Source organism: Nonomuraea angiospora, assembly GCF_014873145.1.
GTDB classification, from domain to species: domain Bacteria; phylum Actinomycetota; class Actinomycetes; order Streptosporangiales; family Streptosporangiaceae; genus Nonomuraea; species Nonomuraea angiospora.
Genome location: NZ_JADBEK010000001.1, coordinates 9,663,310 through 9,689,195 on the forward strand (window position 1 = coordinate 9,663,310; position 25,886 = coordinate 9,689,195).

At 70.6% G+C, this 25,886-nt stretch carries 20 protein-coding genes; 13 read left to right on the forward strand and 7 right to left on the reverse strand.

Annotated features, from left to right (window positions below; translation table 11 throughout):
• Window positions 1-26: 26 nt before the first annotated feature.
• On the forward strand, window positions 27-344 hold the full coding sequence (locus H4W80_RS44580) for an STAS domain-containing protein (protein ID WP_185071380.1): 318 nt from the start codon (window positions 27-29) through the stop codon (window positions 342-344).
• Between the two features lie 104 nt (window positions 345-448).
• Here H4W80_RS44580 and H4W80_RS44585 read toward each other — a convergent pair whose 3' ends face one another.
• Both H4W80_RS44585 and H4W80_RS44590 read right to left on the reverse strand, forming a co-directional pair.
• Window positions 449-991 carry a TetR/AcrR family transcriptional regulator gene (locus H4W80_RS44585; RefSeq protein WP_225963997.1) on the reverse strand — a complete coding sequence of 181 codons (543 nt, stop codon included), beginning with the start codon at window positions 989-991 and terminating at the stop codon, window positions 449-451.
• Between the two features lie 144 nt (window positions 992-1,135).
• On the reverse strand, window positions 1,136-2,608 hold the full coding sequence (locus H4W80_RS44590; RefSeq protein WP_192790581.1) for an aldehyde dehydrogenase family protein: 1,473 nt from the start codon (window positions 2,606-2,608) through the stop codon (window positions 1,136-1,138).
• 171 nt (window positions 2,609-2,779) lie between these two features.
• On the opposite strand from H4W80_RS44590, the gene H4W80_RS44595 reads away from it, so the two are divergent.
• A complete protein-coding gene (locus tag H4W80_RS44595) occupies window positions 2,780-4,003 on the forward strand; it encodes a nucleotide disphospho-sugar-binding domain-containing protein (RefSeq protein ID WP_192790582.1) in 1,224 nt (407 codons plus the stop codon).
• A gap of 263 nt (window positions 4,004-4,266) precedes the next feature.
• On the opposite strand, the gene nucS is transcribed toward H4W80_RS44595, so the two are convergent.
• Entirely contained in the window at window positions 4,267-4,929 is a 663-nt protein-coding gene (gene nucS, locus H4W80_RS44600; protein WP_192790583.1) for an endonuclease NucS, read from the reverse strand.
• 36 nt (window positions 4,930-4,965) lie between these two features.
• Here nucS and H4W80_RS64000 point away from each other — a divergent pair, with 36 nt between their 5' ends.
• The 7 genes from H4W80_RS64000 to H4W80_RS44635 all read left to right on the forward strand — a co-directional run bounded on the left by H4W80_RS64000 (window position 4,966) and on the right by H4W80_RS44635 (window position 19,144).
• On the forward strand, window positions 4,966-6,537 hold the full coding sequence (locus H4W80_RS64000; protein ID WP_192790584.1) for a 3-hydroxyacyl-CoA dehydrogenase family protein: 1,572 nt from the start codon (window positions 4,966-4,968) through the stop codon (window positions 6,535-6,537).
• A complete protein-coding gene (locus H4W80_RS44610; protein ID WP_192790585.1) occupies window positions 6,534-6,824 on the forward strand; it encodes an ATP/GTP-binding protein in 291 nt (96 codons plus the stop codon). Before H4W80_RS64000 ends, H4W80_RS44610 begins: the two co-directional genes overlap by 4 nt.
• A 14-nt stretch (window positions 6,825-6,838) precedes the next feature.
• Window positions 6,839-7,543, forward strand: a complete 705-nt coding sequence (locus tag H4W80_RS44615; RefSeq protein WP_192790586.1) for an alpha/beta hydrolase — start codon at window positions 6,839-6,841, stop codon at window positions 7,541-7,543.
• A gap of 235 nt (window positions 7,544-7,778) precedes the next feature.
• Window positions 7,779-10,991, forward strand: coding sequence for a LamG-like jellyroll fold domain-containing protein (locus H4W80_RS44620; RefSeq protein WP_318787340.1), 3,213 nt, complete (start codon window positions 7,779-7,781; stop codon window positions 10,989-10,991).
• Window positions 10,992-11,186: 195 nt separating this feature from the next.
• Window positions 11,187-17,330, forward strand: coding sequence for an RHS repeat domain-containing protein (locus H4W80_RS64005; protein WP_192790588.1), 6,144 nt, complete (start codon window positions 11,187-11,189; stop codon window positions 17,328-17,330).
• A gap of 108 nt (window positions 17,331-17,438) precedes the next feature.
• Complete coding sequence (locus tag H4W80_RS44630; RefSeq protein ID WP_192790589.1) at window positions 17,439-18,197, forward strand: SDR family NAD(P)-dependent oxidoreductase; 759 nt, start codon at window positions 17,439-17,441, stop codon at window positions 18,195-18,197.
• A 161-nt stretch (window positions 18,198-18,358) separates the two neighbouring features.
• Window positions 18,359-19,144, forward strand: a complete 786-nt coding sequence (locus H4W80_RS44635) for an alpha/beta fold hydrolase (RefSeq protein WP_192790590.1) — start codon at window positions 18,359-18,361, stop codon at window positions 19,142-19,144.
• 176 nt (window positions 19,145-19,320) lie between these two features.
• Here the strand turns inward: H4W80_RS44635 and H4W80_RS44640 are convergent, their stop codons facing one another.
• From H4W80_RS44640 to mce, 3 genes are all read right to left on the reverse strand, one after another.
• Window positions 19,321-20,469, reverse strand: a complete 1,149-nt coding sequence (locus tag H4W80_RS44640) for an AI-2E family transporter (protein ID WP_192790591.1) — start codon at window positions 20,467-20,469, stop codon at window positions 19,321-19,323.
• Window positions 20,470-20,590: 121 nt separating this feature from the next.
• The gene (locus tag H4W80_RS44645; protein WP_192790592.1) at window positions 20,591-21,874 is read right to left on the reverse strand and encodes a DivIVA domain-containing protein; all 1,284 of its coding nucleotides are present in this window, start codon (window positions 21,872-21,874) and stop codon (window positions 20,591-20,593) included.
• A gap of 206 nt (window positions 21,875-22,080) precedes the next feature.
• A complete protein-coding gene (mce, locus tag H4W80_RS44650; protein WP_192790593.1) occupies window positions 22,081-22,503 on the reverse strand; it encodes a methylmalonyl-CoA epimerase in 423 nt (140 codons plus the stop codon).
• An 84-nt stretch (window positions 22,504-22,587) separates the two neighbouring features.
• On the opposite strand from mce, the gene H4W80_RS44655 reads away from it, so the two are divergent.
• From H4W80_RS44655 to H4W80_RS44670, 4 genes are all read left to right on the forward strand, one after another.
• Window positions 22,588-23,775: an acetyl-CoA C-acetyltransferase gene (locus H4W80_RS44655; RefSeq protein ID WP_192790594.1), complete on the forward strand. Its 1,188-nt coding sequence runs from the start codon at window positions 22,588-22,590 to the stop codon at window positions 23,773-23,775.
• A 101-nt stretch (window positions 23,776-23,876) separates the two neighbouring features.
• Window positions 23,877-24,305 (forward strand): hypothetical protein, encoded by a 429-nt coding sequence (locus H4W80_RS44660; RefSeq protein WP_192790595.1) that lies wholly within the window; start codon window positions 23,877-23,879, stop codon window positions 24,303-24,305.
• Window positions 24,299-24,523 (forward strand): helix-turn-helix transcriptional regulator, encoded by a 225-nt coding sequence (locus tag H4W80_RS44665; RefSeq protein WP_192790596.1) that lies wholly within the window; start codon window positions 24,299-24,301, stop codon window positions 24,521-24,523. Before H4W80_RS44660 ends, H4W80_RS44665 begins: the two co-directional genes overlap by 7 nt.
• Window positions 24,520-25,488 carry an NAD(P)-dependent alcohol dehydrogenase gene (locus H4W80_RS44670; RefSeq protein WP_192790597.1) on the forward strand — a complete coding sequence of 323 codons (969 nt, stop codon included), beginning with the start codon at window positions 24,520-24,522 and terminating at the stop codon, window positions 25,486-25,488. Before H4W80_RS44665 ends, H4W80_RS44670 begins: the two co-directional genes overlap by 4 nt.
• A 170-nt stretch (window positions 25,489-25,658) precedes the next feature.
• Here H4W80_RS44670 and H4W80_RS44675 read toward each other — a convergent pair whose 3' ends face one another.
• On the reverse strand, window positions 25,659-25,811 hold the full coding sequence (locus tag H4W80_RS44675; protein WP_192790598.1) for a hypothetical protein: 153 nt from the start codon (window positions 25,809-25,811) through the stop codon (window positions 25,659-25,661).
• Window positions 25,812-25,886 lie beyond the last annotated feature (75 nt).

Genomic DNA, 25,886 nt, shown 5'->3' on the forward strand with positions numbered 1-25,886 from the left:
ACACCGTGTGTGATTGAGGAGGTGGCATGCGGGTCCGGGGCAATCCGAGTGCCCAGGTGGTGCGGATCGGCGCCAGGCTCGACGCAGGCACGTCGGCCGGTGTGCGGGAGCGCCTGCACGAGGCTCTCGACTCGGGTGAAGGTGATCTGATCCTGGATCTCTCCCAGCTGGAGATGATCGACGCGACCGGCCTCGGGGTGCTGGTGGGCTCGCATCGGCGCGCGCTCAGCGTGCAGCGCCGCCTCGTTCTTCGGGGGGTGCCCCCGCGGATCATGCGGATACTGGCGGTGACCCGGCTGAATCGGGTGCTGCACATGGAGGTTCCGGCGGCCGCGGTGGCCTGATGTGACATATCGAGGGCGGGCAACGATCAGCCGTTGCCCGCCCTTTTATTGAGTGACACGAAATGGCGATTCCGGGCCGTCCATTATGAATGGCCGGTGAATGGTCACGGTGTGCCGAGGCTGCGGATGAAGATGTGCACGGCCACGTCGGCGAGTTCGCCGATCGGCGGCTGCTCGTCCGAGTGCAGCCACTCGATGAGTAACTCTTGTAGCGCTCCAATCACTCCCAGTGCCACCAGTCGCCGATTCAGCCCCGCGGCCTGGGGGAAATCGGCCGACGCCTCCTCGACCAGCCGCGCGAACGCGTCCACCGCGCGTTGACGGGACAGTGTCAGAACATCTCCTGAACGGCGAACCTCAACATGCATGATGCGGGCCCGCCGCCAGTCCGCCGTGGTGAACTCGATATAGGCGCGAATCCCCGCCTTGACTCGATCGTCAAGTGTCTTCGGCGCCTCCTGGACAGCCTTGGCCACCACGGCCAGGCTTTCTTCCACGCAGCGCTCGTGCAGCGCCTGGAGGAGTTCCTCGCGCCCACCGAAACATTCGTAGAAGGCGCGGTTGGAGATCCGCGCCTCCGAGCACAGCCTTTCGATGGTCGTCGCCGTGAACCCCGGCTTCGCGTATAGCGTGTAGGCGGCCGTCATCAGCCGCTCCCGTCTGTCTGCCAGCCTTTGCTCAGCCGACATTCCCCGGTAAGACCGGTTCACATTCCACCCGTCCAACATGATCGTGGCCCCCAGAGCACACAATTATGGACGGATGATCCGTTTTGGGAAAGGGTAAGAAGATTATCTTTTACGTCGCCCATGCAAGAAGGTCACGAGCCTGATCAGCCGCTCAAGCTCGGAGGGCCCTCGGGTGAACGAGGTCAGGTTCATCCCCGGCATCGCGAAGCGCTGGCGGGAGATCGCTTTGGGCCTGGCGAACTCGCGTAGACCGTCGGCCCCGTGGATCCGTCCGAACCCCGAGTCTCCCACTCCGCCGAAGGGCAGCGCAGGAACTCCGGCGAACGAGATGATCGAGTTGATGGCGGTCATCCCGGTACGCATCCTGCGGGCCAGCTCCGTCGCCCTGCGCGCGTTCCGGGAGAAGACCGTCCCGCCCAGGCCGTACGCGGAGGCGTTGGCCAGCTCCAGGGCCTCCTGGGCGTCGCGGGTGCGGCGGACGGTGATCGTCGGGCCGAACGTCTCCTCGCGCACCGCGGGGGAGTCCTCCGGCACGTCCTCGACGATCACGGGCTCCACGTAGGGGGCGCGAACGGAGCCGGGGCCGCCGGTCACGATTTTTCCGGACTTGGTGGCGTCGTCGATGTGGCGCCGGATGATGTCCACCTGGCCCGGCATCGTGATCGGGCCGTAATCCTCGCCCGCCCTCACCTTCGTCGCCCGGTCGGACAGCTCGCGCATGAAAGGTTCATAGACGGCGTCGACGACGTAGACGCGTTCGACGCCCACGCAGGTCTGGCCGGCGTTGGACATCGCGCCCCACAAGCAGGCGTCGGCGGCCCTGGCGAGGTCGGCGTCGGCGTCCACGATGAACGCGTCCTTGCCGCCGCACTCGGCCACGATGGGCGTCAGGTTCTCGGCGCAGGCCGCCATGACGCGCTTGGCGGTGGCGGTCGAGCCGGTGAACGCCACCTTCCCGACCCTCGGATCGGCCGCCAGCGCCGCCCCGGTCTCGCCCAGCCCGGTCACGGCCTGGAAGACGGGCTGCTCGGGCACCGACTCGGCGAAGAGCTCGGCCAGCCGCACGCCGATGCCCGGGGTGAGCTCGCTGGGCTTGAACACCACGGCGTTGCCGGCGGCGAGGGCGTAGGCGATGGAGCCCATGGGGGTGAAGACCGGGTAGTTCCACGGGCCGATCACCCCGACCACGCCGAGAGGGAGGTATTCGAGCGTGGCGGCCAGGTTGAGGCCGATCATGCCGGTGCCGACCCGGCGGCGGCCCAGCACCTTGCGGGCGTTGCGGGCGGCCCAGTCGAGGTGGGTGATCGCCAGCACGATCTCCAGCGTGGCGTCGCCCACCGGCTTGCCCGTCTCCTCGTGCACGAGCCGGCTCAGCTCTCTCAGGTGCCGGGTGAGGACGGCCTTGTAGTCGAGCAGCCGCTGCCTGCGCGCGGCGTGGCCGAGCCCGGCCCACCAGGCCGCCGCCTCCGCCGCGCGGCCCACGGCCTCGTGGACGGCGTCGGGGCCCTGCCGGGGATGGGTGCCGACGACCTCGCCGGTCGCCGGGTTGAGCGAGTCGAAGGTGAGCGTCGCCATAACGTCACGATAGTCCGGTAAGCCAGTACTTACTAGGCTGCGTTCGGTGTCGGCGGCCCTGGCCGCCCCCTACGCTGGCCGAGGCCGCGGCGGCCGGGCTGTGGCCCGGTCCGGGCAGAGCCCGGCCGCGGGCCGGCTGTGTTGACCTGTGCCGTCCAACGGGGGAGACCGATGCGCATCCTGTTCACGACCGTCGCCCTGCCGGGCCACTTCTTCCCGCTGGTCCCGCTGGCCTGGTCGTTACGGTCGCTCGGCCACGAGGTGCTGGTGGCCGCCGCCGAGAACTTCGTGCCGGTCGTCTGCCGCTCCGGCCTCCCGGTCGCCACCTGCGGCCCGGCCGCCGACTTCGTGACGCTGGCAGCCGAGGAACGACGCGCCGGATCCCCGGGCGCCGGTGGCATTCCGCAGAGCGTCGGGGCTCGGCACGCAGGCGGTGTTCCGCAGGGCACCGGATCCCCGGACGTCGGTGGCATCCCGCAGGGCGAGGAGGGGGCGCGCGGACATGGGCGGCGCTTCGGGCGGCTCGCGGCCAGCGGCCTGCCCGGCATGCGGGCGCTGGTGGCGGCGTGGCGGCCGGACCTCGTGGTGAGCGAGCGGGCGGAGTTCGCCGGTCCCGTCGCTGCGGCGGCGCACGGGGTGCCGCTCGTCGAGTACCAGTGGGGCGTGGCGCCGCTGGACGCGTACCGGGAGGGTGCGGCGGAGGCGCTGCGCGACGAGCTCGCGGCGGCCGGCCTGGCCGTCCTCCCCGAGCCGGACGAGGTGCTGAACCCCTGGCCGCCGAGCCTGCGGCTGCCGCACGCCGCCGGGCACCAGAGCCTGCGCCACATCCCGTACAACGGGGACGCGCACGTGCCGGCGTGGGCGTTCGAGCCGGGGCGCAGGCCGCGGGTCTGCGTCACCATGGGCACCCTCATTCCCCGGCTCGGCCCGCGCGGCGTGCGGGAGCTCGTGCTCCCGATGCTGGAGCGCCTGGCGGAGCTGGACGTGGAGCTGCTGGTGGCGGTGGACGACGCGGTCGTGGCCGGCTGGCCGCCGCTTCCCCCGGCCGTCCTGGCCGCCGGGCGGATGCCGCTGGCTCACGTGTTGCCCGGCTGCGCGCTCGCGATCAACCATGGCGGGCAGGGCAGCAACCTCACCGCCCTCGCCGCCGGCTGCCCGCAGCTCGTCCTGCCGCAGTTCGACGACCAGTTCGACAATGCGGGCGCGGTCGTCAGGGCGGGCGCCGGGGTGAGCCTGCCGCCGGAGGAGCTCACGCCGGAGGCGGTGGCGGACCGCTGCCGCGCGCTCCTCTCCGACCCCGGCTACGGCCGCGCCGCCTCGGCCGTCGCCGCCGAAATGGCCGCCCTACCCGGCCCCCAGGAAATCGCCGACGCCCTCCACAAGCTCGCCTCCTGACAGTTTCCGGATTCCCGCCATGCCGACAATTCTGCGGGCATTTATCGGCGGGTCGAAGAAATCGGGGTCAGTTCTTGGATCTGTGAACAGGCGGATCGGCCCGGCGCAGCAGCACGGCCGCGACCAGGCGGGCGCGGTCGGCTGCGGCGGCTCGCCCGCGACCGTGACGACGTAGGGCCCGGGTGTCTCGGCCGTCTCCGAGCACGTTCAACCCCTGTCACGAATGGCGGCGTCTGACAGCCTGTCAAGGATTGAGTTCGGTATTAGAAGAGAGTCGGATTCTCCGGCTCGATGCCGCGCAGCGCGTCGTAGTCGAGGGTGACGCAGTCGATGCCGCGGTCGGTGGCGAGCACGCGCGCCTGCGGCTTGATCTCCTGCGCCGCGAAGACGCCGCGCACCGGCGCCAGCAGCGGGTCGCGGTTGAGCAGCTCCAGATAGCGCGTGAGCTGCTCGACGCCGTCGATCTCCCCCCGCCGCTTGATCTCCACCGCCACGGTCGCCCCCAGGGCGTCCCGGCACAGGATGTCGACCGGCCCGATCGCCGTCATGTACTCGCGCCGGATCAGCGAGTAGCCGTCCCCCAGCGTCGTGATGTGCTCGGCGAGCAGCTCCTGGAGGTGGGCCTCCACGCCGTCCTTGATCAGCCCGGGGTCGACGCCCAGCTCGTGGCTGGTGTCGTGGAGGATCTCCTCCATCGTCAGCACCAGCTTCTCGCCGGTCTTGCCGTGGGTGACGGTCCAGGTGCCGCCGTCCTCCTTGAGCTTGCACGGCGGGTTCATCCAGTTGAGCGGCTTGAAGGCGCGGTCATCGGCGTGGATGCTCACGCTCCCGTCCGCCTTGATCAACACGAGTCGGGGCGCCATGGGGAGGTGCGCCGTGAGCCGTCCGATGTAATCCACGCTGCATCGCGCGATGACCAGCCGCATGACGCCCCACCTTAGCGGCTCTGGAAAACTGGACGCATGGCGTTCGAACGGGTGGGAGTGGTCGGGCTCGGCACGATGGGGGCCGGGATCGCCGAGGTGTTCGCGCGGACCGGCCTTCGCGTGATCGGCGTCGAGGCCGACGCCGAGGCGCTGGCCAGGGGTCGCGGGCATCTAGAGCGCTCCACCGGCAAGGCCGTCGACAAGGGCAGGCTGGAGCCCGGGCAGCGCGAGGAGATCCTCGGCCGCGTCACGCTGACCACCTCGCGCGAGGACCTGCGGGACGTGGATCTGGTGGTGGAGGCGATCCCCGAGATCCTCGACTACAAGATCGCGCTGTTCAAGGACCTCGACCGGATCTGCGAGCCCGGCACCGTCCTGGCCACCAACTCCTCCTCGCTGTCCGTCACCGCCATCGCCGCCGCCACCGGCCGCCCCGGGCAGGTCGTGGGCATGCACTTCTTCAACCCGGCGCCGGTGATGAGGCTGGTCGAGGTCGTGGGGACGGTGGTGAGCGCGCCCGGCGTGGTGGCGGACGTCGCGGCGCTGGCGGGCAGGCTGGGCAAGACGCCCGTGGCGGTGGGTGACCGGGCCGGGTTCGTGGTCAACCGGCTGCTCCTGCCCTACCTCAACCAGGCGGCCGCGCTCATGGAGCTGGGCGTGGCCGGGCGCGACGACATCGACGCCGCGATGAAGCTGGGCGTGGGGCTGCCGATGGGGCCGTTCACGCTGCTCGACCTGATCGGGCTCGACACCGCGTACGAGGTGATGGGGGTGCTGTTCGACGAGACGCGCGACCGGCGGCACGCGCCCGCGCCGCTGCTGCGCGAGCTGGTCACGGCCGGGCTGCTGGGCCGCAAGTCGGGCCGGGGTTTCTACGGAGACTCGCCGCGGGAGGAGCCGGCGAAGTCGAGGCTGGGCACGTTCGGCGTGATCGGGAGCAGCGGAGACGGGCCGGCTGAGGGGCCGCGGGCGGCCGGGAGCGGTGGCGGCGGGCCGGTGGAGGGGCCGCGGGCGGCCGGGGGCGGTGGCGGCGGGCCGGCGGAGGGGGCGCGGGCGGCTGGGGCCGGTGGCGGCGGGTTGGCGGAGCGGCTGCGGGCGGCCGGGTTCAAGGAGGCCGAGGACCCCGACGTCGTGCTGTGCCTGGCCGACCGCCCCGTGATCGAGCACGCCGTACGCCTCCCCGACCCCGCCAGGATGGTCGGCGTGCACCTCGTCGGCGACCAGGTGGCCGAGCTTGCCTCCACGGTGCTGACCTCGGAGGAGGCCGCGAGCGCCGCCAGGGACCTGGTGAAGATCGCCGGGCTGACGCCGGTGCCGTGCAAGGACCGGGCGGGGTTCGTGGTCGACGCCCTGCTCTTCCCCTACCTCAACGACGCCGTGCGGATGCACGAGTCCGGGTACGCCTCGATCGACGACATCGACGCGGCCATGCGCCTGGGCTGCGGCTACCCCGCCGGGCCGTTCGAGATGCTGGAGTCACTGGGCCTGGCGAAGGTCCGCGACGGGCTGAGAGCCCTCTACGCCGAATACCGCGAGCCCGCCTTCGCGCCCGCCCCCCTGCTCGACCAGCTCGTCACCGCCGGCGTCAGCCGATTCCCGCGTCCATGAGCCCCCGCCGCGCCCGCCGCAGGGAGTCCTCTCGTCCCTTCGGCTTCCCGACCGGGCTGGACAAGGTGGAGGAATGGCCCGACGGCGAGTGGAAGGTGCGCATGCTCACCGGCGCCTCCTCGACCAAAAACTACCGATGTCCGGGCTGCGACCAGGAGATCCGCAGCGGCCAGTCGCACCTCGTCGCCTGGCCCAACTGGCCGGGAGGCGACGAGGAGCGCCGCCACTGGCACACCGCCTGCTGGCGCAAGAGACTCGACCGCGGCCCCGGCCGCACCCGTTACTGAAGGGAACCCCCGAAGTGGAGATTCGCGCGGCCACCGTGCTGCCCGCCCGGCGCGAGCCGATCGAGCTGGAGACGGGCGACGGCCTGACCCTGGTCGGCGAGCTGGCCCTGCCCCTCGACCGTCCCCCCGTCGCGACGCTGGTGACGCTGCACCCGCTGCCCACCCACGGCGGGTTCATGGACAGCCACGTCTACAAGAAGGCCGCCAACCGGCTGCCCGCCCTCGCCGACCTGGCCGTGCTGCGCTTCAACACCCGGGGCACGTCCAGCGAGCGCGGCACCTCGGAGGGGACGTTCGACGGGGGCGAGGGCGAGCGGTTCGACGTGGCGGCGGCGCTGGAGTACGCCGAGTTCCACGACCTGCCCCACGTGTGGGTGGTCGGCTGGTCGTTCGGCACGGAGCTGACGCTGAAGTGGGCGCACGACCCGCTGGTGGAAGGCGCGATCCTGCTCTCGCCGCCGCTGCACCGGGCCACCGACCAGGACCTGGACGCCTGGGCGCGGTTCGGCCGGCCGCTGACGGTGCTGGTGCCCGAGTTCGACGACTACCTGCGGCCCGACGAGGCCCGCGCGCGGTTCGCGCGGGTGCCGCAGGCCGAGGTCATCGGGGTGGACGGGGCCAAGCACCTGTGGGTGGGGGAGCCGTACGTCCGCATCGCGCTGAACGAGATCGTCAAGCGGGTCAATCCGGCCGCGTGGCCGCTGCCCACGGACGTCTGATGCGCCATGACGGAAATTTCCGGACAAATGAGGTTTGTGAAGGAAATTTGAGCAGAATGAGCAAAACTCTAGACCTCTCGTGTTGCCAGAGTGAAAATCCGATCGTCAACAGAAGATCGTGGAGACGCCGGGCGGGTGCCCCTTCCCGCGCGTAACCCCTGCTCACCATGGGTGAGGACGTATGCGGGCAGTTCGTGGGTTGGTTGCGGCGGCGTTAGCTTTCACGGTCTTGGCGGTGCCTGATCCGGCGCCCGCCGTCGCGGCGAAGACCGTGGAACCCCCGCAGACCGTCCAGCCGCCCGAGGACTCCGCGCTCGCCCTCGCCCGCAGCGCGGGCAAGCCCGTCGAGGTGGAGTCGCAGCGCAGCGAGACCCGCCAGGTCTGGGCCAAGCCCGACGGCACGTTCACCCTGGAGCAGTACGTCCGCCCAGTGCGCGTGCGCAAGTCCGACGGCTGGGTCCCGGTGGACACCACGCTCCGCCTGCGCCCGGACGGCGCGGTCGAGACGGTCGCCACGGCGGCCGACCTGACGTTCTCCGGCGGTGGTTCCGGACCGCTCGCCCGCATGGCGCGCGGCGCCAAGACGCTGGAGCTGGGCTGGCAGGGCACGCTCCCCAAGCCCACGCTGAACGGCGACACCGCCACCTACGCCGAGGTCATGCCGGGCGTGGACCTCCAGGTCACCGCGGACGTGGACGGCTTCTCCCACGTGCTGGTGGTCAAGTCCCGGGCCGCGGCGGCGGGCCTGACCGAGCTCGCCTACCCCCTCTCGGTCACCGGCCTGTCGGTGAAGACGGACAGCGCGGGCAACCTGGAGGCCGTCGACGAGAGCGGAGGGACGATCTTCATCGCGCCCACGCCGAAGATGTGGGATTCCGAGGGCATCGCCGGCCCGAAGGCGCTCAGGGAAGGCCGTTCCCCGGAGGCCCGCGAGTCCGCGATGGGCGTGGAACTGGCGGGCAGGCAGCTGCGGCTGAGGCCGGACAAGAAGATGCTGGCGGATCCGAAGACCAAGTTCCCCGTCTATCTGGACCCGTACTTCTCGGCCGCCCGCGGCTCGTGGACGGCGGTCTGGAAGAACTGGCCCAACTCCAACTACCTCAACTCCAGCGACGTCGCCCGGGTCGGCAAGATCAGCTCCACCCAGACGAACCGCTCGTTCTTCCAGATGGCCACCGGCTCGACCATCCACGGCAAGCAGATCATCAAGGCGACGCTGCGCACGTACGAGACGTGGTCGTACTCATGCAGCGCCCGCAAGGTGGAGGCCTGGGGGACCGGCGCGATCAGCAAGAGCACCACCTGGAGCAACCCGCCGGCGAAGACCAGGTTGCTCTCCACGGTGAACGTGGCCAAGGGCTATGGCACGGGGTCCTGCGCGCCCGGCGGCGTGGAGTTCGACGTCACGTCGTGGGCCGCCGACGCCGCCGCCAAGAAGTGGAGCTCCATGACCATCGGTCTCTATGCCACCAGCGAGACCGACCTGTACGCCTGGAAGAAGTTCAAGAACAACCCGGTCGCCGTCATCGAGTACAACTCGATCCCGTCCGACCCGGTGGCCGCCGACGCCTGGTCGGACCCGGGCGGCCCCTGCGTCTCCGGTGACGGGCGGCCGGTCATCAGCACGGCCAGCCCCAAGCTGTGGGCCAAGCTCAAGGACACCGACAACTCGGTCAAGGGCCGCTTCGAGTGGTACAACGCCGCCGGGACGAAGACCGGCGAGTACGTCACCGCGACCGGTTCGTCCGGCTCCGCCTACTACGCGACGATCCCGGTCAGCCTGTACGCGGACGGCGCGCTGATCCGCTGGCGGGTCCGGGCCGAGGACGGCAAGGCCAACAGCGCCTGGAGCCCTTGGTGCGAGGCCACCGTGGACGCCACCGCCCCCGGCAGGGAGCCGGTCGTGACCTCGCCCGAGTACGCCGAGGAGGGCTGGAACGACGGCGTCGGCCTGGCCGGCACCTTCAAGTTCGACCCCAACGGCGTCACCGACGTGGCCGCGTACGTCTACGGCCTGGACACCACGCCCAAGTCCGAGGTCGCGCCCGCCGCGGACGGCACGGCCACGATCGCGCTCACCCCGCGCCACGACGGCCCCAACGTCCTGTCGGTGCGCAGCAAGGACCGCGCGGGCCAGCTCGGCCCGATCCGCACCTACGTCTTCAACGTCAACAGCGGCAAGGGCCCGAACGGCCACTGGGCGCTGGACGAGGGCCAGGGCACCGTGGCCGCCGACGCCGCCAACGCGCACCCGGCGACGCTGTACGGGGCCACGTGGACGACCGGGAAGACGGGCATGGGGCTGCGCCTGGCCAACGCGTACGCGCAGACCTCCGGCCCCATCGCCGACACCAGCCGCAACCTCACCGTCACCGCCTGGGCCCGCCTGACCGGCAACGCGGCCACCGCCACGGTCGTCACCCAGGAAGGCTCCAGGACCGGCGGCTTCACGCTCCAGTACTCCAAGTCCGACGACCGCTGGGCGCTGGTCCGCGCGAGCTCCGACGCCGACGGCGCCGCGACGGTCAAGGCCCTGTCGGCCGCCGCCCCGAGGCTGAACGAGTGGACCCACCTGGCCGGCGTCTACGACTCCGCCGCCGGCCAGATCTCCCTCTACGTCAACGGCAAGCTCGAATCCACGGTCGCCTTCACCCAGCCGTGGAACGCCACCGGGCCGCTCACCATCGGCCGCGGCAAGGTCAACGGAGCCGCGGCGGAGTCCTGGCCGGGCGACGTGGACGAGGTCCGCGTCTACGGCCGGGCCATGTTCGCCGACGAGGTCGCCGACCTGGTCAACAGCGCCGCCACGCTGGTCGGCCACTGGAAGCTGGACGAGGAGTCGGGCACGTCCGCCGCGGAGTCCTCGGGCCGCTCCACGGCCGCGACGCTGGCCGGGGGCGCGTCGTGGACGGACGGCTGGCTGGACGGCGCGCTCGCGCTCGACGGAGTCAACGGCTACGCCCAGACCACCGGCTCCGCCGTGAGCACCAGGTCGAGCTTCACCGTGGCCGCCTGGGTCCAGCTCGACTACCTGCCCACCGCCGACACCGCCGCCGTGGCCCAGCCGGGCAGCCGGGCGGCCGGGTTCCAGCTCGGCTTCGACAAGGAACAGCAGCGGTGGACCCTCGGCATGAGGGCCGCCGACACCGACACAGCCACCCTCGTACGCACCCGTTCCGACGACATCCCCAATCCGCTGGAGTGGACGCACATCGCGGGCGTCTACGACGCGCTGGCCGGCGAGCTGCGCATCTACATCAACGGCCGGCTCTCGACCACCACCATCACGTCCCACGCGAGCGCGTGGAACGCCACCGGCCCGCTGCAACTGGGCCGGACCAAGACCGCGGGCGCCTTCACCGGCTACTGGCCAGGAGCCGTGGACGACGTCCGCACGTATGACGGCGTGCTGAGCGCCGAGCAGATCGCTCAGCTGGCCGCCCAGTAAATCACTACCCACCCCAGTAAGTCCGATCTGCACCCCGACTGGGAGAGGTTCATGGACCTGCCGAGTGAGTTAGACCTGCCCGAATCCCGCTGGAATCGACCTCACGAACCCGACGAACCCGACAATCCCGACTCTTACTGGAACCGTTTCGTCAAGCCGAAGCCCGAGTCGCCCTGGCCTCGCAGACTCGCGGCGGTGCTTTCCATCGCCCTCGTCGTCCCCCTCACCTACGCCATGCCCGCGCAGGCCGCGTCCCGGCCGGCCCCCTCGGTGGAGAACGAGAAGCCGATCAAGGGCAAGAACGTCCCGGTCCTGCCCCCGATGGCCAATCCCGTCGAGAAACAGGCGTGGAAGGCGCCACCAGGGGTCGCCTGGCCCAAACCCCAGGCGGCGGAGCTGGGCGGCACCGGGGCGAGCACCCTGGCGGCGACCGGCTTCCCCGTGAAGCTGGCCCCGCAGAAGGGCGCCGCCGCCGCCAAGGCCGAGACCCCCGACCCCGTACGCGTCGAGCTCGTAGACTCCAAGCTGCTCGGCCTCGCGATGCGCGTATCGCCCGGCCAGGGAGCGAGCCTCAAGGCCGCGTCCGGCAAGAAGACCCGCCTGCAGATCGACTACTCCGGCTTCCGCTACGCCTACGGCGGCGACTACGGCGCCCGGCTGCGCGTGGTCAAGCTGGAGGAGTGCGCCCTGACCGGGGCGGACGGCTGCGCCGCCCCCCAGCCGGTCAAGAGCGAGAACGACTCGAAGGCGGGCACGCTGACGGCCGAGTTCGAGCCGGCAGGCCTGTACGCGGTCACGGCCGCCGCCTCGGGCCCGTCCGGCGACCACTCCGCCACCTCGCTCGCCCCGTCGGCGAGCTGGGGCGTCGGTCCCCAGACCGGTGACTTCAACTGGGACTACGACCTGCGCACCCCTCCCGCGCTGGGCGGCGACGAGCCGGAGTTGTCGATCGACTACTCCTCCCAGAGCGTGGACGGTCGCACCGCCTCCACCAACAACCAGGCGTCCTGGGTCGGTGAGGGCTTCGAGCTCAACCCCAGCGGCTACATCGAGCGCCGCTACAAGTCCTGCATGGTCGACGGCAAGAAGACCGGCGACCTGTGCTGGGACGGGGAGAACGTCACCCTGTCGCTCGGCAACTCGGCCGTCGAGCTGGTCAAGGACGCCACGAGCAAGCAGTGGCGGCCCAAGCGCGACGACGGCACCCGGATCGAGTACCTCACCGGGGCCACCAACGGCGACAACAACGGCGAGTACTGGCGGGTCACCGGTGCTGACGGCACCCAGTACACCTTCGGCCTGAACCGCCTGCCCGGCTGGGTCACCGGCAAGCCGGAGACCAAGTCGGTCCAGACGGTGCCGGTGTTCGGCAACAACAGCGGCGAGCCCTGCTACAACAGCACCCCGGCCAACGCCTGGTGCCAGCAGGCCTACCGGTGGAACCTGGACTACGCGGTGGACACCCACGGCAACGCCACCACGTACTGGTACGCCCAGGAGAAGAACTACTACGGCCGCAACATGAAGCCCGAGCTGGGCACCGTGTACGACCGCGCGGGCTACCTCACCCGCATCGACTACGGCTACCTGCAGAACGAGCTGTTCACCAAGGCTCCCGCCGCCCGCGTCGTCTTCGACGTGGCCGAGCGCTGCCTGCCCAGCGGCACCATCACCTGTGCCGCCGACCAGCTCAAGAAGGAGACCGCCAGCAGCTGGCCGGACGTCCCGTTCGACCAGATCTGTGACTCCGGAGTGAAGTGCACCGACCGCCTGGCGCCGACGTTCTTCACGCGCAAGCGCCTGGTCAAGGTCACCACGCAGATCGTCAACACCTCGGGCCAGTACACGTCGGTGGACTCCTGGACGCTCGAGCACCAGTTCCCCGCCTCGGGTGACGGCATGAGCCCGGCGCTGTGGCTGGCGTCGATCCAGCAGACCGGTCACGTGGGCGGCACGATCACGCTGCCCAAGGTCACGTTCATCGGCGTCCAGCTGCCCAACCGGGTGGACGCCAACGAGGGCCGCGCCCCGCTGGTCAAGTGGCGCGTGCAGGCCGTGAACAACGAGTCCGGCGGTGAGCTGCGGGTCAACTACTCCGCCGCCGACTGCAAGCCCGGCGACGTGCCCGCCGCCGACAAGAACGCCAGGCGCTGCTTCCCGCAGCGCTGGTCACCGCCGAACGAGGCTGAGGTGACCGACTGGTTCCACAAGTACGTGGTCACGCAGACGATGGAGGTGGACCGCGTCGGCGGCGCCCCCAACGTCGTCACCGACTACGAGTACCTGGACGGGACCGCCTGGCACTACGCCGAAAACGTCCTCGTCAAGCCCGAGCACCGCACGTGGTCGGAGTTCCGGGGCTACGGCCGGGTCCGGGTGCGCCAGGGCGACGGCCAGGACACCAAGCGCACGCTGACGGAGTTCCGGTACTTCCGCGGCATGCACGGTGACAAGCAGGCCGACGGCTCCAAGCGCAGCGCGCAGGTCACGGACTCCGAGGGCGTCAAGCTCGACGACCTCGACCAGCTCGCGGGCTTCGAGCGCGAGGAGATCGTCTACGACGGCGACGGCGGGTCCATCCTGAGCGCGACGCTCGAGGAGCCCTGGTCCGTCAAGACCGCCGAGTCCACGCAGAGCGGCGTCACCAAGGCCGCGTACGTGGTCGAGCCCAAGTCCATGGTCACCCGCACCGCGCTGGAGGGAGGCAAGTGGCGTCGTACCGGCGAGGAGCGCGAGTACGACACCAAGGGCCTGCTCACCCAGGTGGAGGAGAAGGGCGACCTGGCCACGACGGATGACGACCAGTGCACCCGCTACACCTACGCCCGCAACGACAGCAGCTGGATGCTCGACTACACGAGCCGGATCCAGAAGGTCGCCGCCGGCTGCGGCACCGCCGTGTCCAAGCTGGCCGCCGGTGAGGTCATCTCCGACCAGAAGGTCCAGTACGACAACAAGGCGTACGGCCAGGCGCCGACCAAGGGTGACGTGACCACCGTCGAGAACACCGTCTCCGGGGACGGCGCGACGATCGTCGAGAGCACCCACACCTACGACGCCTACGGTCGCGAGACCAGCGAGACCGACGCGCTGGGCACCAAGTCGACCACCACCTACACCCCGACCGCGGGCGCGCCCCCGACGGAGATCAAGGAGGTCAACCAGCTGGGTCACGTCGAGCGCACCCTGCTCGAGCCGGCCTGGGGCGAGCCGTACGCCGAGATCGACGCGAACAACCGCCGCATCGACATGGAGTACGACGCGCTCGGCCGCCTGGTCAAGGTCTGGCAGCCCGACCGCAGCAAGGCGGCCAACCAGTCGCCCAGCACCGAGTACGCCTACACGATGCGCACCGATGGTCCGAGCTTCGTCACCACGAAGACGCTGAACGCGGACGGCACCTACAGCGCGAGCCACGAGCTGTACGACGGCCTGATGCGCAAGCGCCAGACCCAGGAGCCCGCGCCCCGCGACGAGCAGACGCAGGACCCGGCGCTGCGTGACGGTCGCACGATCACCGACACCATCTACAACTCCCTCGGCGAGGCGGCGAAGTCGAACACCGGCTACTTCGCCACCGGGACGCCCTCCACCGACCTGTTCGGCGTGGCCGACGCGGACGTGCCCAACCAGGTCGTGGTGACCTTCGACGGCAGCGGTGACGCCAACGCGCAGATCCTCAAGGCGAAGGGCCAGGAGAAGTACCGGGTCAGCACCACGCAGCAGGGCGACCGGGTCCACATCACGCCGCCGCCCGGCGGCACCGCCACGACCCGCATCGGCGACGCCGACGACCGGCTCATCGAGCTGCGCCAGTACAAGGGCGCCACTCCGACGGGCGAGTACGAGTCCACCAAGTACACCTACGACCACGCCGGACGCCTGTCCACGGTGACCGACGCGGCGGGCAACGTGTGGCGCCACCACTACGACATGCGCGGCCGCGAGATCAAGATGGAGGACCCCGACAAGGGCGTCACCACGATGACGTACAACGACGCCGACGAGCTGGTCACCACGACCGACTCGCGCGGCAAGACGTTGTACTACGTCTACGACGCGCTGGGCCGCAAGAAGGAGCTGCGCGACGGCTCCGCGACCGGTCCGCTGCTCGCCGAGTGGCAGTACGACGCGCTGGCCAAGGGCCACATGAACGCCAGCATCCGCTACACGGGCGGACAGGCGTACAAGGCCGAGATCAACGCCATCGACACCGATTACCGCACGCTGCGCGAGACCGTCACCATCCCCGAGCGGGAGGGCAAGCTGGCGGGCTCCTACCAGCTCAACACCCGCTACACGATCGACGACCAGGTCCAGTCCGTCAGCTTCCCGGCCGCGGGCGGCCTGGCGGAGGAGCAGGTCGTCTACACCTACGACGAGCTCAGCCAGCCGACCAAGGTCAGCGGCCTGTCGACGTACGTGACCGCGACCCGCTACTCCAAGCTGGGCGAGACCCTGCAGACGGAGCTGAGCACCGGAGGCAAGAAGACCTGGCTCACCTACACCCATGACGAGGCCACCCGCCGGATGTCCAGGATGCAGGTGGACAGGGAGGGCGCCCCGGCGACCGACCTGGACCTCAACTACACCTACGACGCGGTCGGCAACATCACCAGGATCGCTGACAAGGGTGCGAGCGGCCAGGACACGCAGTGCTTCAAGTACGACCATCTGCGCCGGATGACCTCGGCGTGGACGGCCACCGACGACTGCGCCAGCGGCAGCCCGCAGTCCGACAAGATCGGCGGCGTGGCCCCGTACGCGCTCAGCTACGAGTACGACGCCACCGGCAACCGGCTCAAGGAGATCAAGCACGCCTGGGGTGGCGCGGGTGAGACCACCCGTACCTCCACCTACCCGGCGGCGGGCGGCAAGCAGCCGCACGCGCTCCAGACCGTCGGGTCGGACCTCTTCGAGTACGACGCCGCGGGCAACACCACCAGGCGCAAGGTCGGCAACTCCGACCAGAGCCTGGTCTGGGACGCCGAAGGCAACCTGGAGTCGGTGACGGAGGCGGGCAAGACGACGTCCTTCGTGTACAACGCGGAGGGCGACCGGCTGATCCGCAAGACGCCGACCGACTCGACGCTCTACATCGACGACATCGAGTTGCGCTTCGACTTCGCCAAGGACGCCGTCGAGCAGACCCGCTACTACACCATCGGCGGCGAGCCCATCGCGGTGCGCACGCCGGACAACCAGGTGTACTTCCTGGTCAACGACCACCAGGGCACCGCTCAGGCGGCCGTGAACGCAAGCACCGGTGAGCTGGCCGTACGCAGGACGACGCCGTTCGGCGAGAACCGGGGATCGCCACCGGCGTTCTGGCCGGGGCAGCGCGGATTCGTGGGAGGCACGCAGGATTCCACGACCGGGCTGGTCCACCTCGGGGCCCGCGAGTACGACCCCAAGAACGGGCGCTTCCTGTCGGTCGACCCCGTCATGGAGGAGCAGACCCCGCAGCAGCTCAACGCCTACGCCTACGCCAACAACAGCCCCGTCACCATGAGCGACCCCGACGGCCAGCTGTTCTGGTTCGTCGCGGCGGTCGTGGTGCGGGTCTCGGCGCAGATCATCGCCAGGAGGCTGGCGATGGCCGCCGCCAGGCGGGCCGCCATCGCGGCGGCGCGTGCGGCGGCGAGAAGGGCCGCCCTCGCGGCGGCACGGCGCCGGGCACTGGCGGAGGCCAGGCGGAGAGCCGCGGCCGAGGCCAAGAAGCGGGCCCTGGAGGCGGCGCGGAAGAAGGCCGCGGCCGCGGCCAGGAAGAAGCTCCAGGAACAGGCCAAGAAGAGGGCGGCCGAAAGGGCCAGGAAGGCGGCGACGGCACGGGCGCAGCGGCGGGCCGCGGCGGCGGCGAAGAGAGAGGCGCGGAGAAAGGCCGCTGAGCAGGCGGCGAAGCGCCGGGCCGCGGCGGCGGCCAGGACGCGCAACAGGCGGGCCGGCCGGGTCCCCAGCGGGATCCAGCGGGCACGGCAGCGTCCGGCGCAGCGTCCGACCAGCCACAGGGCGCAGCAGCGGCAGTCGCCGCCCAGGGACAGCCGGCAGCCGATGCAGCCACGGCCGAGTCAGATCTACCGCAACGACGGCTCGACTCAGCCGACGCAGTCCTACACCGTCTACCGCGACGGCCGGATGTATCCGGACGGACCGCCACCGGCGGCCCGGCCCGGCGGCTCCGGCCAGGGTGAGCGTCAGATCTTCAGGCCGGAGAAGATCGAGCCCGAGAACACGAGGACGGGCACGATCGCCGAAGCCGGCTTCAAGGTCAACCAGTATCTCGACAAGAGCGGAATAGCCGACGCACTCGACATCATCATCTGGGGGCTGGGAGGTTAGCCCCTACTGACCGGACACCGGCGCGGGACCCTCACGGGTTCCGCGCCGGTGGCGTTTTCGGGTGCCATGTCCCTAGAATCTTGTTCGGTAATGACTCGAGGAGGCAGCGTGGGCGCGTTCGATCTCAGTGGGAAGCAGGCTCTGGTCACAGGGGCGTCGAAGGGGATCGGGCGGGGCATCGCGCTCGCCTACGCCGAGGCGGGGGCCGACGTGGCGCTCGTGTCGCGGTCGGCCGAGAGCCTGGCCGAGGTGGCCAAGGAGGTCGAGGCGCTGGGCAGGCGCGCGGTCGTCATCCCCGCCGACCTCACCGACCGCGACGCGGCCGCGGGGGCCGTCGCGGCGGCGATCGACGGGCTCGGGCACCTCGACATCGTGGTCAACAACGCGGGCGGGTCCAACTTCCTCGTCGAGTTCAAGGACCTGCGGCTGTCGGGGTGGGACAAGCTGATGCGGCTCAACCTCGACTCGGCCATGATCGTCTGTCACACGGTCGCGCCCCACCTGCTGGAGCGGGGCGGCGGCACGGTCATCAACGTGGCCTCGGTGGCGGCGCTCGGCGCGCCCTTCCTCGCCCCGTACGCCGCCGCCAAGGCCGGGCTGGTGGCGCTGACCAAGACGCTGGCCGTGGAGTGGGCGCGGACGGGGGTGCGGGTCAACGCGCTGTGCCCCGGCTGGACGGCCACCGACCTCAACCGGAACCTCTGGGAGGACGAGACCTCCGGGGCCGCCACGGTCGCCACGGTGCCCATGCGGCGCTGGGGGACGGTGGCGGAGATGGCCCAGCCGGCCGTGTTCCTGGCCAGCCCGGCTTCCGCGTACATGACGGGCCAGGTGCTGTTCGTGGACGGCGGCGCCACCGCCATCTAATTGGGTACGCGATTATTGGCCGGCCAATGCCAGCTTTATAGCCGACATTGGCGAAATGCCGCCTTTATTGGGAGCCTTTAGCGAAGCGGTCTCGGTTTTCGGCAGATATAGGCATACGACATTGAGTGCTTGCGGCCGTGAACCGGGCTACCGTGTGGTCCGTGCAGCTCTACACGAGATCGGCCGGAACCGGGCTCCCGGTTGTGCTGCTTCACGCGTTCCCGCTCTCGTCGGCCATGTGGCTGGCCCAGCGCGAGGGACTGGCCAAGGCCTGCCGGGTCATCACCCCCGACCTGCGCGGCTTCGGCGGTTCCCGTCTGGGCGACGACGAGCCGTCGCTCGACCTGATGGCCGACGACGTCGCCAGGCTGCTCGATGACGAGGGCATCGAGCGGGCGGTGGTGGGCGGGCTGTCGATGGGCGGCTACGTGACCATGGCGTTCTGCCGCCGGTACCCCGACCGGGTGCTCGGCGTGATCCTGGCCGACACCAAGGCCGGCGCCGACCCGCCCCCGGCGAAGGAGAACAGGGAGCGCATCGCGCAGGCGGTGCTCTCCGACGGCAGCGAGGTGCTGGTCAGCGAGGTGCTCCCGGCGCTCATCGGGCCGACCACCAAGGAGCGGCGGGCCATGGTGTTCGGGCGCGTCAAGGGGCTCGTGCAGTCCGCGCCGCCGGGCGCGGTCGCCTGGGCGCAACGGGCGATGGCCGCCCGGCCCGACTCCTTCGACACGCTGAGCGCCCTGAAGGTGCCGCTGCTGGTCGTGGTGGGGGAGGAGGACGAGCTGTCGCCGCCGGCCGAGGCGGAGGCGATGGCGCGCGCCGTGCCCGACGGGCGACTGGAGATCATCCCTAAGGCCGGCCATCTGAGCGCGGTGGAGCAGCCCGAGGCGTTCAACACGGCGATCACCGAATTCCTCCGCACCGACCTGACCACCCCTGGCCCCTAGCCCCAACCCGAAGGACCCCAGCCCTCCTTCAGGGGACCTCAGCCCTCCCTGAGCGGATCCCAATCTCCCCAGGGGCCTCAGCTTCCCCTCTCCTTCTCCCGAAGGGCCTGAGCCGAAGTGAGACGGGTGATGGGGAGGCGGCGGTCAACCGGGCTCGGCCCTCCCCCGGGAGGCCCTCAGGCGTGGTCCTGGCGCGGCAGCACCACCTCACGGACGATCAACGCGATGGCCGCCGCCACCGGAATCGCCAGCAGCGCCCCGACGATCCCCAGCAGCGCCCCGCCGAACAGCGCGGCGATCACCGTCACCGCCGGCGCCACGTCCACCGAGCGCTTCATCACCCTCGGATAGATGAAGTAGTTCTCGACCTGCTGATAGACCACGAAGAAGATCGCGCACGCGATCCCCGCCGGCACCGACTGCAGCAGCGCGACGCCGGTCACGAGCACCGCGCCGATCGTGGCGCCCACCAGCGGGATCAGGTCCGTCAGCGCCACGACCAGGGCGAGCGCGAGCGCGTACTGCACCCCCGCGACCGACAGGAAGATCCAGGTCAGGAAGCCGGCGATGACCGAGATGAGCACGTTGCCCGCCACGTACCCGCCGATGCCGGAGAGGATCTGCTCGCTGATCGCCCTCGTCCGGGTCCTGCGGGAGGCCGGTACGAGCTTGAGCAGGTAGTCCTTGATCGTCTGCAGCGAGCCGAGGAAGTAGAGCATGAGCACCAGCAGCGTCACCGTCGTGTAGACGCCGTTCAGCACCACCAGCCCCGCGCCCATGATGCCGCTGGCCAGCGACGGCCCGAGCGTGTTCGTCACGAACGTCTTGAGCTGCGCCAGGATCTGGTACTCGGCGTCGAGCTGGTGCAGCGTGGGATTCTTGCCGAGCTCGGTGACGTACGTCGGCACCGCCGCCACGAACTCCGACAGCTGCTGGCTCACCGGCGGCACCACGGCCAGGCCGAACAGCGCGAACGCCACGATGACCCCGGCGAACACGATCGAGATCGCCCCCCGCCGGGCCAGGCCGCGGCGCTGGAGGGCCTCGACGGCCGGGTTGAGGCCGACGGCCAGGAACATGGCCACGACGACCAGGATGATCGTGCTCAGCGACGCGACGACCATCTGGGCGATCGCGATCGCCGTCAGCACCCCCAGCCCGCCGACCAGCCCGAACAGGAAGGGGCCGCGGGCGAGCGGCTTCCCGGGCAGTCCGTACGGCTGCGGGCCGCTCTCGCCCTCCTGGGCCCTGGCAGCTCTTTTCGTGGTCGTGGATTCTTCGGACTCAGTGGGCTCCGGGGCGGCGGGTTCGACATCCGCGGACAAGGCGACACTCCCGAGATTGTCGGCAAACAGCAAAGAGAGAGCCTAGCGACCATCGGATCGCCAGGCTCTCTCCAGCCTGCTCTTCAGCCCCCGTGTGCAGTCCCGACGTGTGGGCCGGTGGTTACTCCTGCCACCATTCGGCGTCGTCCTCGGACTTGGTCTCGACCTTCGCCGCGGGCGTCGTGGCCGGGGCCTCGGCCGCGGGAGCGGCGAGCGCGGGCTTGGCCGGCGCCGCCGTGACCGCGGGCTCCGGCTCCATGCCGGGCAGGGCCGCGCCGCCGAGCAGCTGGCGCAGCTGGGCGAGGTGGCTGGTGATGCTGTCGCGCTGGCGGGTGAGCTCGTCGACCTGGCGCTGCATGGTCGTGCGGGTGCGCTCGGCCTCGTTCTTCGCCTCGGTGACGATCGTGTCGGCGCTCGCCTTGGCCTCGGCCACGATCGTCTCGGAGCTCTTGCGGGCGTTGGCGACGAGCTGCTTGGCGTGCAGGTCGGCCTCGCGGCGGGTCTGCTCGGCCTGCTGGGTGGCCTTCGTGGCCCGCGACTCGGCCGTGGCCGCGCGCTGCTCGGCCTCGGCGACCATGCGCTGGGTGTTGGCCTGGGCGGTGGCGTGGCGCTCGGCCTCCTGGCGCTCGGCCTCCTCGCGGCGGGAGGCGAGCTGGATCTCGAACTCCGCCTCGTCCTGCGCCCGCTTGGCCTCCGACTCCTCCAGCACCCGCTGAGCCTGCGCGCGCATCTCGTCGGCCTGCCGCTTGGCGGTGGTCAGCACCTCGTCGCGCTCGCGCTTGGTCGAGGCCCGCAGCTGGGCGACCTCGCGCTCGGCGGTGGTGCGCAGCTTGGCGATCTCCCGCTCGGCGTCTGCCCGCTTCTCCGCCACCTCGTGGTCGGCGGTGGCCCGCAGCTTGGCGACCTCGCGCTCGGTGGTGTTGGTCAGCTCGTCGGCCTCGCGGCGGGCGGTCGAGCGGGTCTCCTCCGCGTCGCGGTCGGCGGCCGAGCGCATCTCGTCGCTCTCCCGCGTGGCAACCGCGCGCTTCTCGGCGGCCTCGGCCTCGGCGGCGGCCCGCAGGTCGGCGGCCTCGACCTTGGCCGCGGCCTTGATCTCGTTGGCCTCGGACCTGGCGGCCTGGACGAGCTCGGTGGCCTGCTCCTCGGCCAGGCGCAGCAGCTGCTCGATGCGGGCGCCGAGACCGGAGTAGGTGGGGCGCTCCTGCTCCTGCAGCTGGCGCTGGGAGTCGGAAAGGTCGCGCTGAAGGCTCGCCAGCTGCTCGCGGGACTGCCGTAGCTCTCCGTCTAGCTGCTTCAGATGATCGTGGACCTGATGCCGGTCGTAACCGCGGAGCACCACGTCGAACTCGCGTGCGGGGGCGTCCTCGAAGAAATTGTTGAGCTGGGCGTCGATGTCGGACTGCATGGAGGCTCAATCCTGGGTTGTCGAGACGGCTACACGGGCCGGACGGGGGGTTCGGGGCATCCGATCCAGGAGCCTGTGCCAAAGGGCAGGCTCCATGTCCGGTGGAAGGTCAAGCGTACTCCGCTGGTGCCACCTGCGAAGCCCCGTCCAACTTTCTGCGTGACTAGTTACATATGAACGTTTTTTAACATTTGTCAGGGCCGGCTTTAGGGCTGGGCCGCCTGCACCAACTCCGTCAGCATTCCTCCCACGTCCTTGGGGTGCAGGAACGCGATCTCGGAGCCCATCGACCCGTGCCTGGGACGCTCGTCCAGGAGCCTCACACCCTTCTCGTTGATCTTAGCCATCGCCTGGGCGACATCGGGCACCCCGAATGCCACATGATGGACGCCCTCGCCACGCTTAGCGAGGAATTTTCCCACAGGAGAGTCCTCGGAGAGAGGCTCCAGAAGCTGAATGTAGGAGCCCCCACCTTCGCCGTCGGAGATGCGCAGCATGGCCTCCTTCACGCCCTGCTCCTCGTTGACCTCCCTGGCGACCACCGTCAGCTCGAACGTCTCCGAGAAGAACGCGATCTTCTCTTCGATGTCCTTGCACGCGATTCCGATGTGGTCGATCCGCATGAACATATGTGGCCCACCTCCATAGCGAGCGTCCGCCTACTCGTGGGTATGGTGTCAAAGAACCCGACGTGAGCGTAGGAGGCCCCTGTCATGTCCAGTTCCGTCATCGTGGCCGGAGCTCGCACGCCCATCGGCAAGCTCCTGGGATCCCTGTCCGGGCTGGCCGCCGTGGAGCTCGGGGGCATCGCCATCAAGGCCGCGCTGGAGCGTGCCAGGGTCGCGCCGGAGGCCGTCGAGTACGTCATCATGGGCCAGGTCCTGCAGGCCGGCGCGGGCCAGATCCCCTCCCGCCAGGCCGCCGTCAAGGCCGGCATCCCGATGACCGTCCCCTCCCTCACCGTCAACAAGGTCTGCCTGTCCGGCCTCGACGCCATCGCGCTGGCCGACCAGCTCATCCGCGCGGGCGAGTTCGACATCGTGGTGGCCGGCGGCATGGAGTCCATGACCAACGCCCCCCACCTCCTGCCCGGCCTGCGCAAGGGCGTCAAGTACGGCGGTTCGCAGGTCGTCGACTCGATGGCCCACGACGGCCTGTTCTGCGCGTTCGACCAGCGCGCGATGGGCGAGTCGACCGAGCACTACAACGCCCGGCTCGGCATCGGCCGCGAGGAGCAGGACGCGCTGTCGGCCCGCTCCCACCAGCTGGCCGCCGCCGCCATCAAGAACGGCCTCTTCGACGAGGAGATCGTCCCGGTGGAGATCCCGCAGCGCCGCGGCGAGCCGCTGATCGTCAAGGAGGACGAGGGCGTGCGCGGCGACACCACCCCGGAGACCCTGGCCAAGCTCCGCCCGGCCTTCGCCGCCGACGGCACGATCACGGCCGGCTCCGCCTCGCAGATCTCCGACGGGGCCTGCGCCGTCGTGGTCATGTCGAAGTCGAAGGCCGAGGAGCTGGGCCTGGAGTGGCTGGCGGAGATCGGCAGGCACGGCAACGTCGCCGGCCCGGACGCGTCCCTGCAGTCCCAGCCGGCCAACGCCATCAAGCACGCGCTGTCGAAGCAGGGCGCGACGGCCGCCGACCTGGACCTGGTGGAGATCAACGAGGCCTTCGCCAGCGTGGTCCTGCAGTCCGCCATGGAGCTGGGCGTGCCGCTGGACAAGGTCAACGTCAACGGGGGCGGCATCGCCCTGGGCCACCCGATCGGGGCCTCGGGGGCGCGGATCGTGCTGACGCTGGCGTACGAGCTGAAGCGCCGGGGCGGTGGCCTGGGCGCCGCCGGGCTCTGCGGCGGCGGCGGGCAGGGTGACGCCCTGATCATCTCGGTCCCCAGGCAGTAGGAGTCTCTCGCGGGCCCCGGGGAGAGCCCCGGGGCCTTTCGCGTGCCCCGCGATGTAAAGAATTCTAGACATCGTGTCCGCGCTGCTTTACATTCGTAGGCATGGCACCCGAAGAGAGACGCGCGTGGATCATGGCCGTGGTCGCGGTCTGCGCGTACGGCGCGTACGTCGCGATCATCCTCGGCCGAGCGGCCGGCACCCCCATCACGGAGGTGCCCTACGCGGCGGCGCTGCTGTGGAGCATCGGGGGCGCGATCGCGGCGACGATCGTCCTCGACATTGCGCTCTCGGCGGTCTTCCGCCGGGACGCCGGCACGAAGGACCGGCGTGACCGCGAGATCTGGCGCTACGGCCAGTACGCCGGCCAGTGGTGCCTCGTTCTGGGCGGGCTGGCGGCGTTGTGGATGGCCCTGGCCGAGGCCGACCACTTCTGGATCGCGAACGTGATCTACCTGGCGTTCGTGCTGTCGTCGGTGCTGGGGTCCGCGCTGAAGATCGTCGCCTACCGCCGGGGCCTGCCGGCATGGTGAAGTCCACCAAGGTCACGAACTCGATCCGGGCCCTGCGGTTCGCCCGCGGGGAGATGACGCAGGCGGAGCTGGCCGAACGGGTCGGCGTGACCAGGCAGACCATCATCGCCATCGAGCAGGGCCGCTACTCGCCCTCCTTGGAGATGGCGTTCCAGATCGCGCGGGTGTTCGGGGTCCCGCTCGATGACGTGTTCCAGTATCCAGAGGAGTCGCCATGAAGGCGATCGTTCAGGACGCGTACGGACCCGCCGATGTCTTGAAATTTCGGGACATCGAGAAGCCCTCGCCCGGCGAGGCCGACGTGCTGTTACGCGTGCGCGCGGCCGGGCTCGACATGGGCGTCTGGCACATGATGACCGGCATCCCCTACCTGATGCGCCCGGCGATCGGGCTGCGCGCGCCCAGGAACCGGCCCGGCACCGACGTCGCGGGGGTCGTCGAGGAGGTCGGCGCGGGCGTGACCCGCTTCCGGCCCGGCGACCGGGTGTTCGGCACGTGCGGCGGCGGGGCCTTCGCCGAGTACGCGTGCGCCCGCGAGGACCGGCTCGCGCCGATCCCGGACGGCCTCGGGTTCGAGCCCGCGGCGGCCGTCCCGACCTCGGCCCTCACCGCCCTGCAGGCGCTGCGCGACCAGGCCCGGGTGCGGGCGGGGCAGCGGGTGCTGGTCATCGGCGCGGGCGGGGGAGTGGGGACGTACGCGGTGCAGCTCGCCAGGGCGTCCGGGGCGGAGGTCACGGGCGTGTGCAGCGCGGCCAAGGCGGACCTCGTACGGTCGATCGGCGCGTCCGAGGTCGTCGACTACGCCCGCGAGGACTTCGCCGGCCGGGGGAGCCGCTACGACGTCATCATCGACACGGCGGGCAACCGCGCGCTGCGCCACCTGCGGCGCGCCCTCACGCCCCGCGGGACGCTGGTCATCGTCGGCGGCGAGCGCGGCGGGCGGTGGCTGGCCGGCACCGACCGCCAGCTCAGGACGGTGCTGCTGGACCCGTTCGCCCGCCAGCGGCTGCGCGTGGTCTTCATGGCGTTCCGGGAGGCCGACCTGCGAGCCGTGGCGGAGCTCGTCGGCTCCGGCCGGGTCACGCCGGTCGTCGACCGGACGTACCCGCTCAGCGAGGTCCCCGAGGCCGTCCGCAGCCTGGAACGGGGACAGGTACGCGGCAAGGCCGTCATCACCGTCTGAGCCGCCTGGGCTGCCTGGGCCCGGACAGCGCGATGCCCCGGTCCGACCAGGAATGGACCGGGGCTCCGCGATCCAGGAACCCACCAGGATTCGGGTCCCTGACGTCGCCCCCTACGGGGGCTGTTCAGCCCGGCCGCGAGGGAGGGTGCGGCCGGGCTGCTTGTGGACGGTCATGACGCGAGGAACTTGGCGAAGACCGAGCGGCTGCGGCGCTCCGACCGCAGGCTCTTCTGCGCCTCGCGCACCCGCCGCTGCTCGGCCGCGGCGCGGCGGAGCTCGGAAGCGTGGTGCTGCATCATGGTGTACTCGAGTTCGGCGTTCATGGAGGCCCCTTGTGGCTCGTGGTGCTTCTTGCCTGCACTCTTAAGACTCCTCCTAAGGCCCTCCCGGACACATCG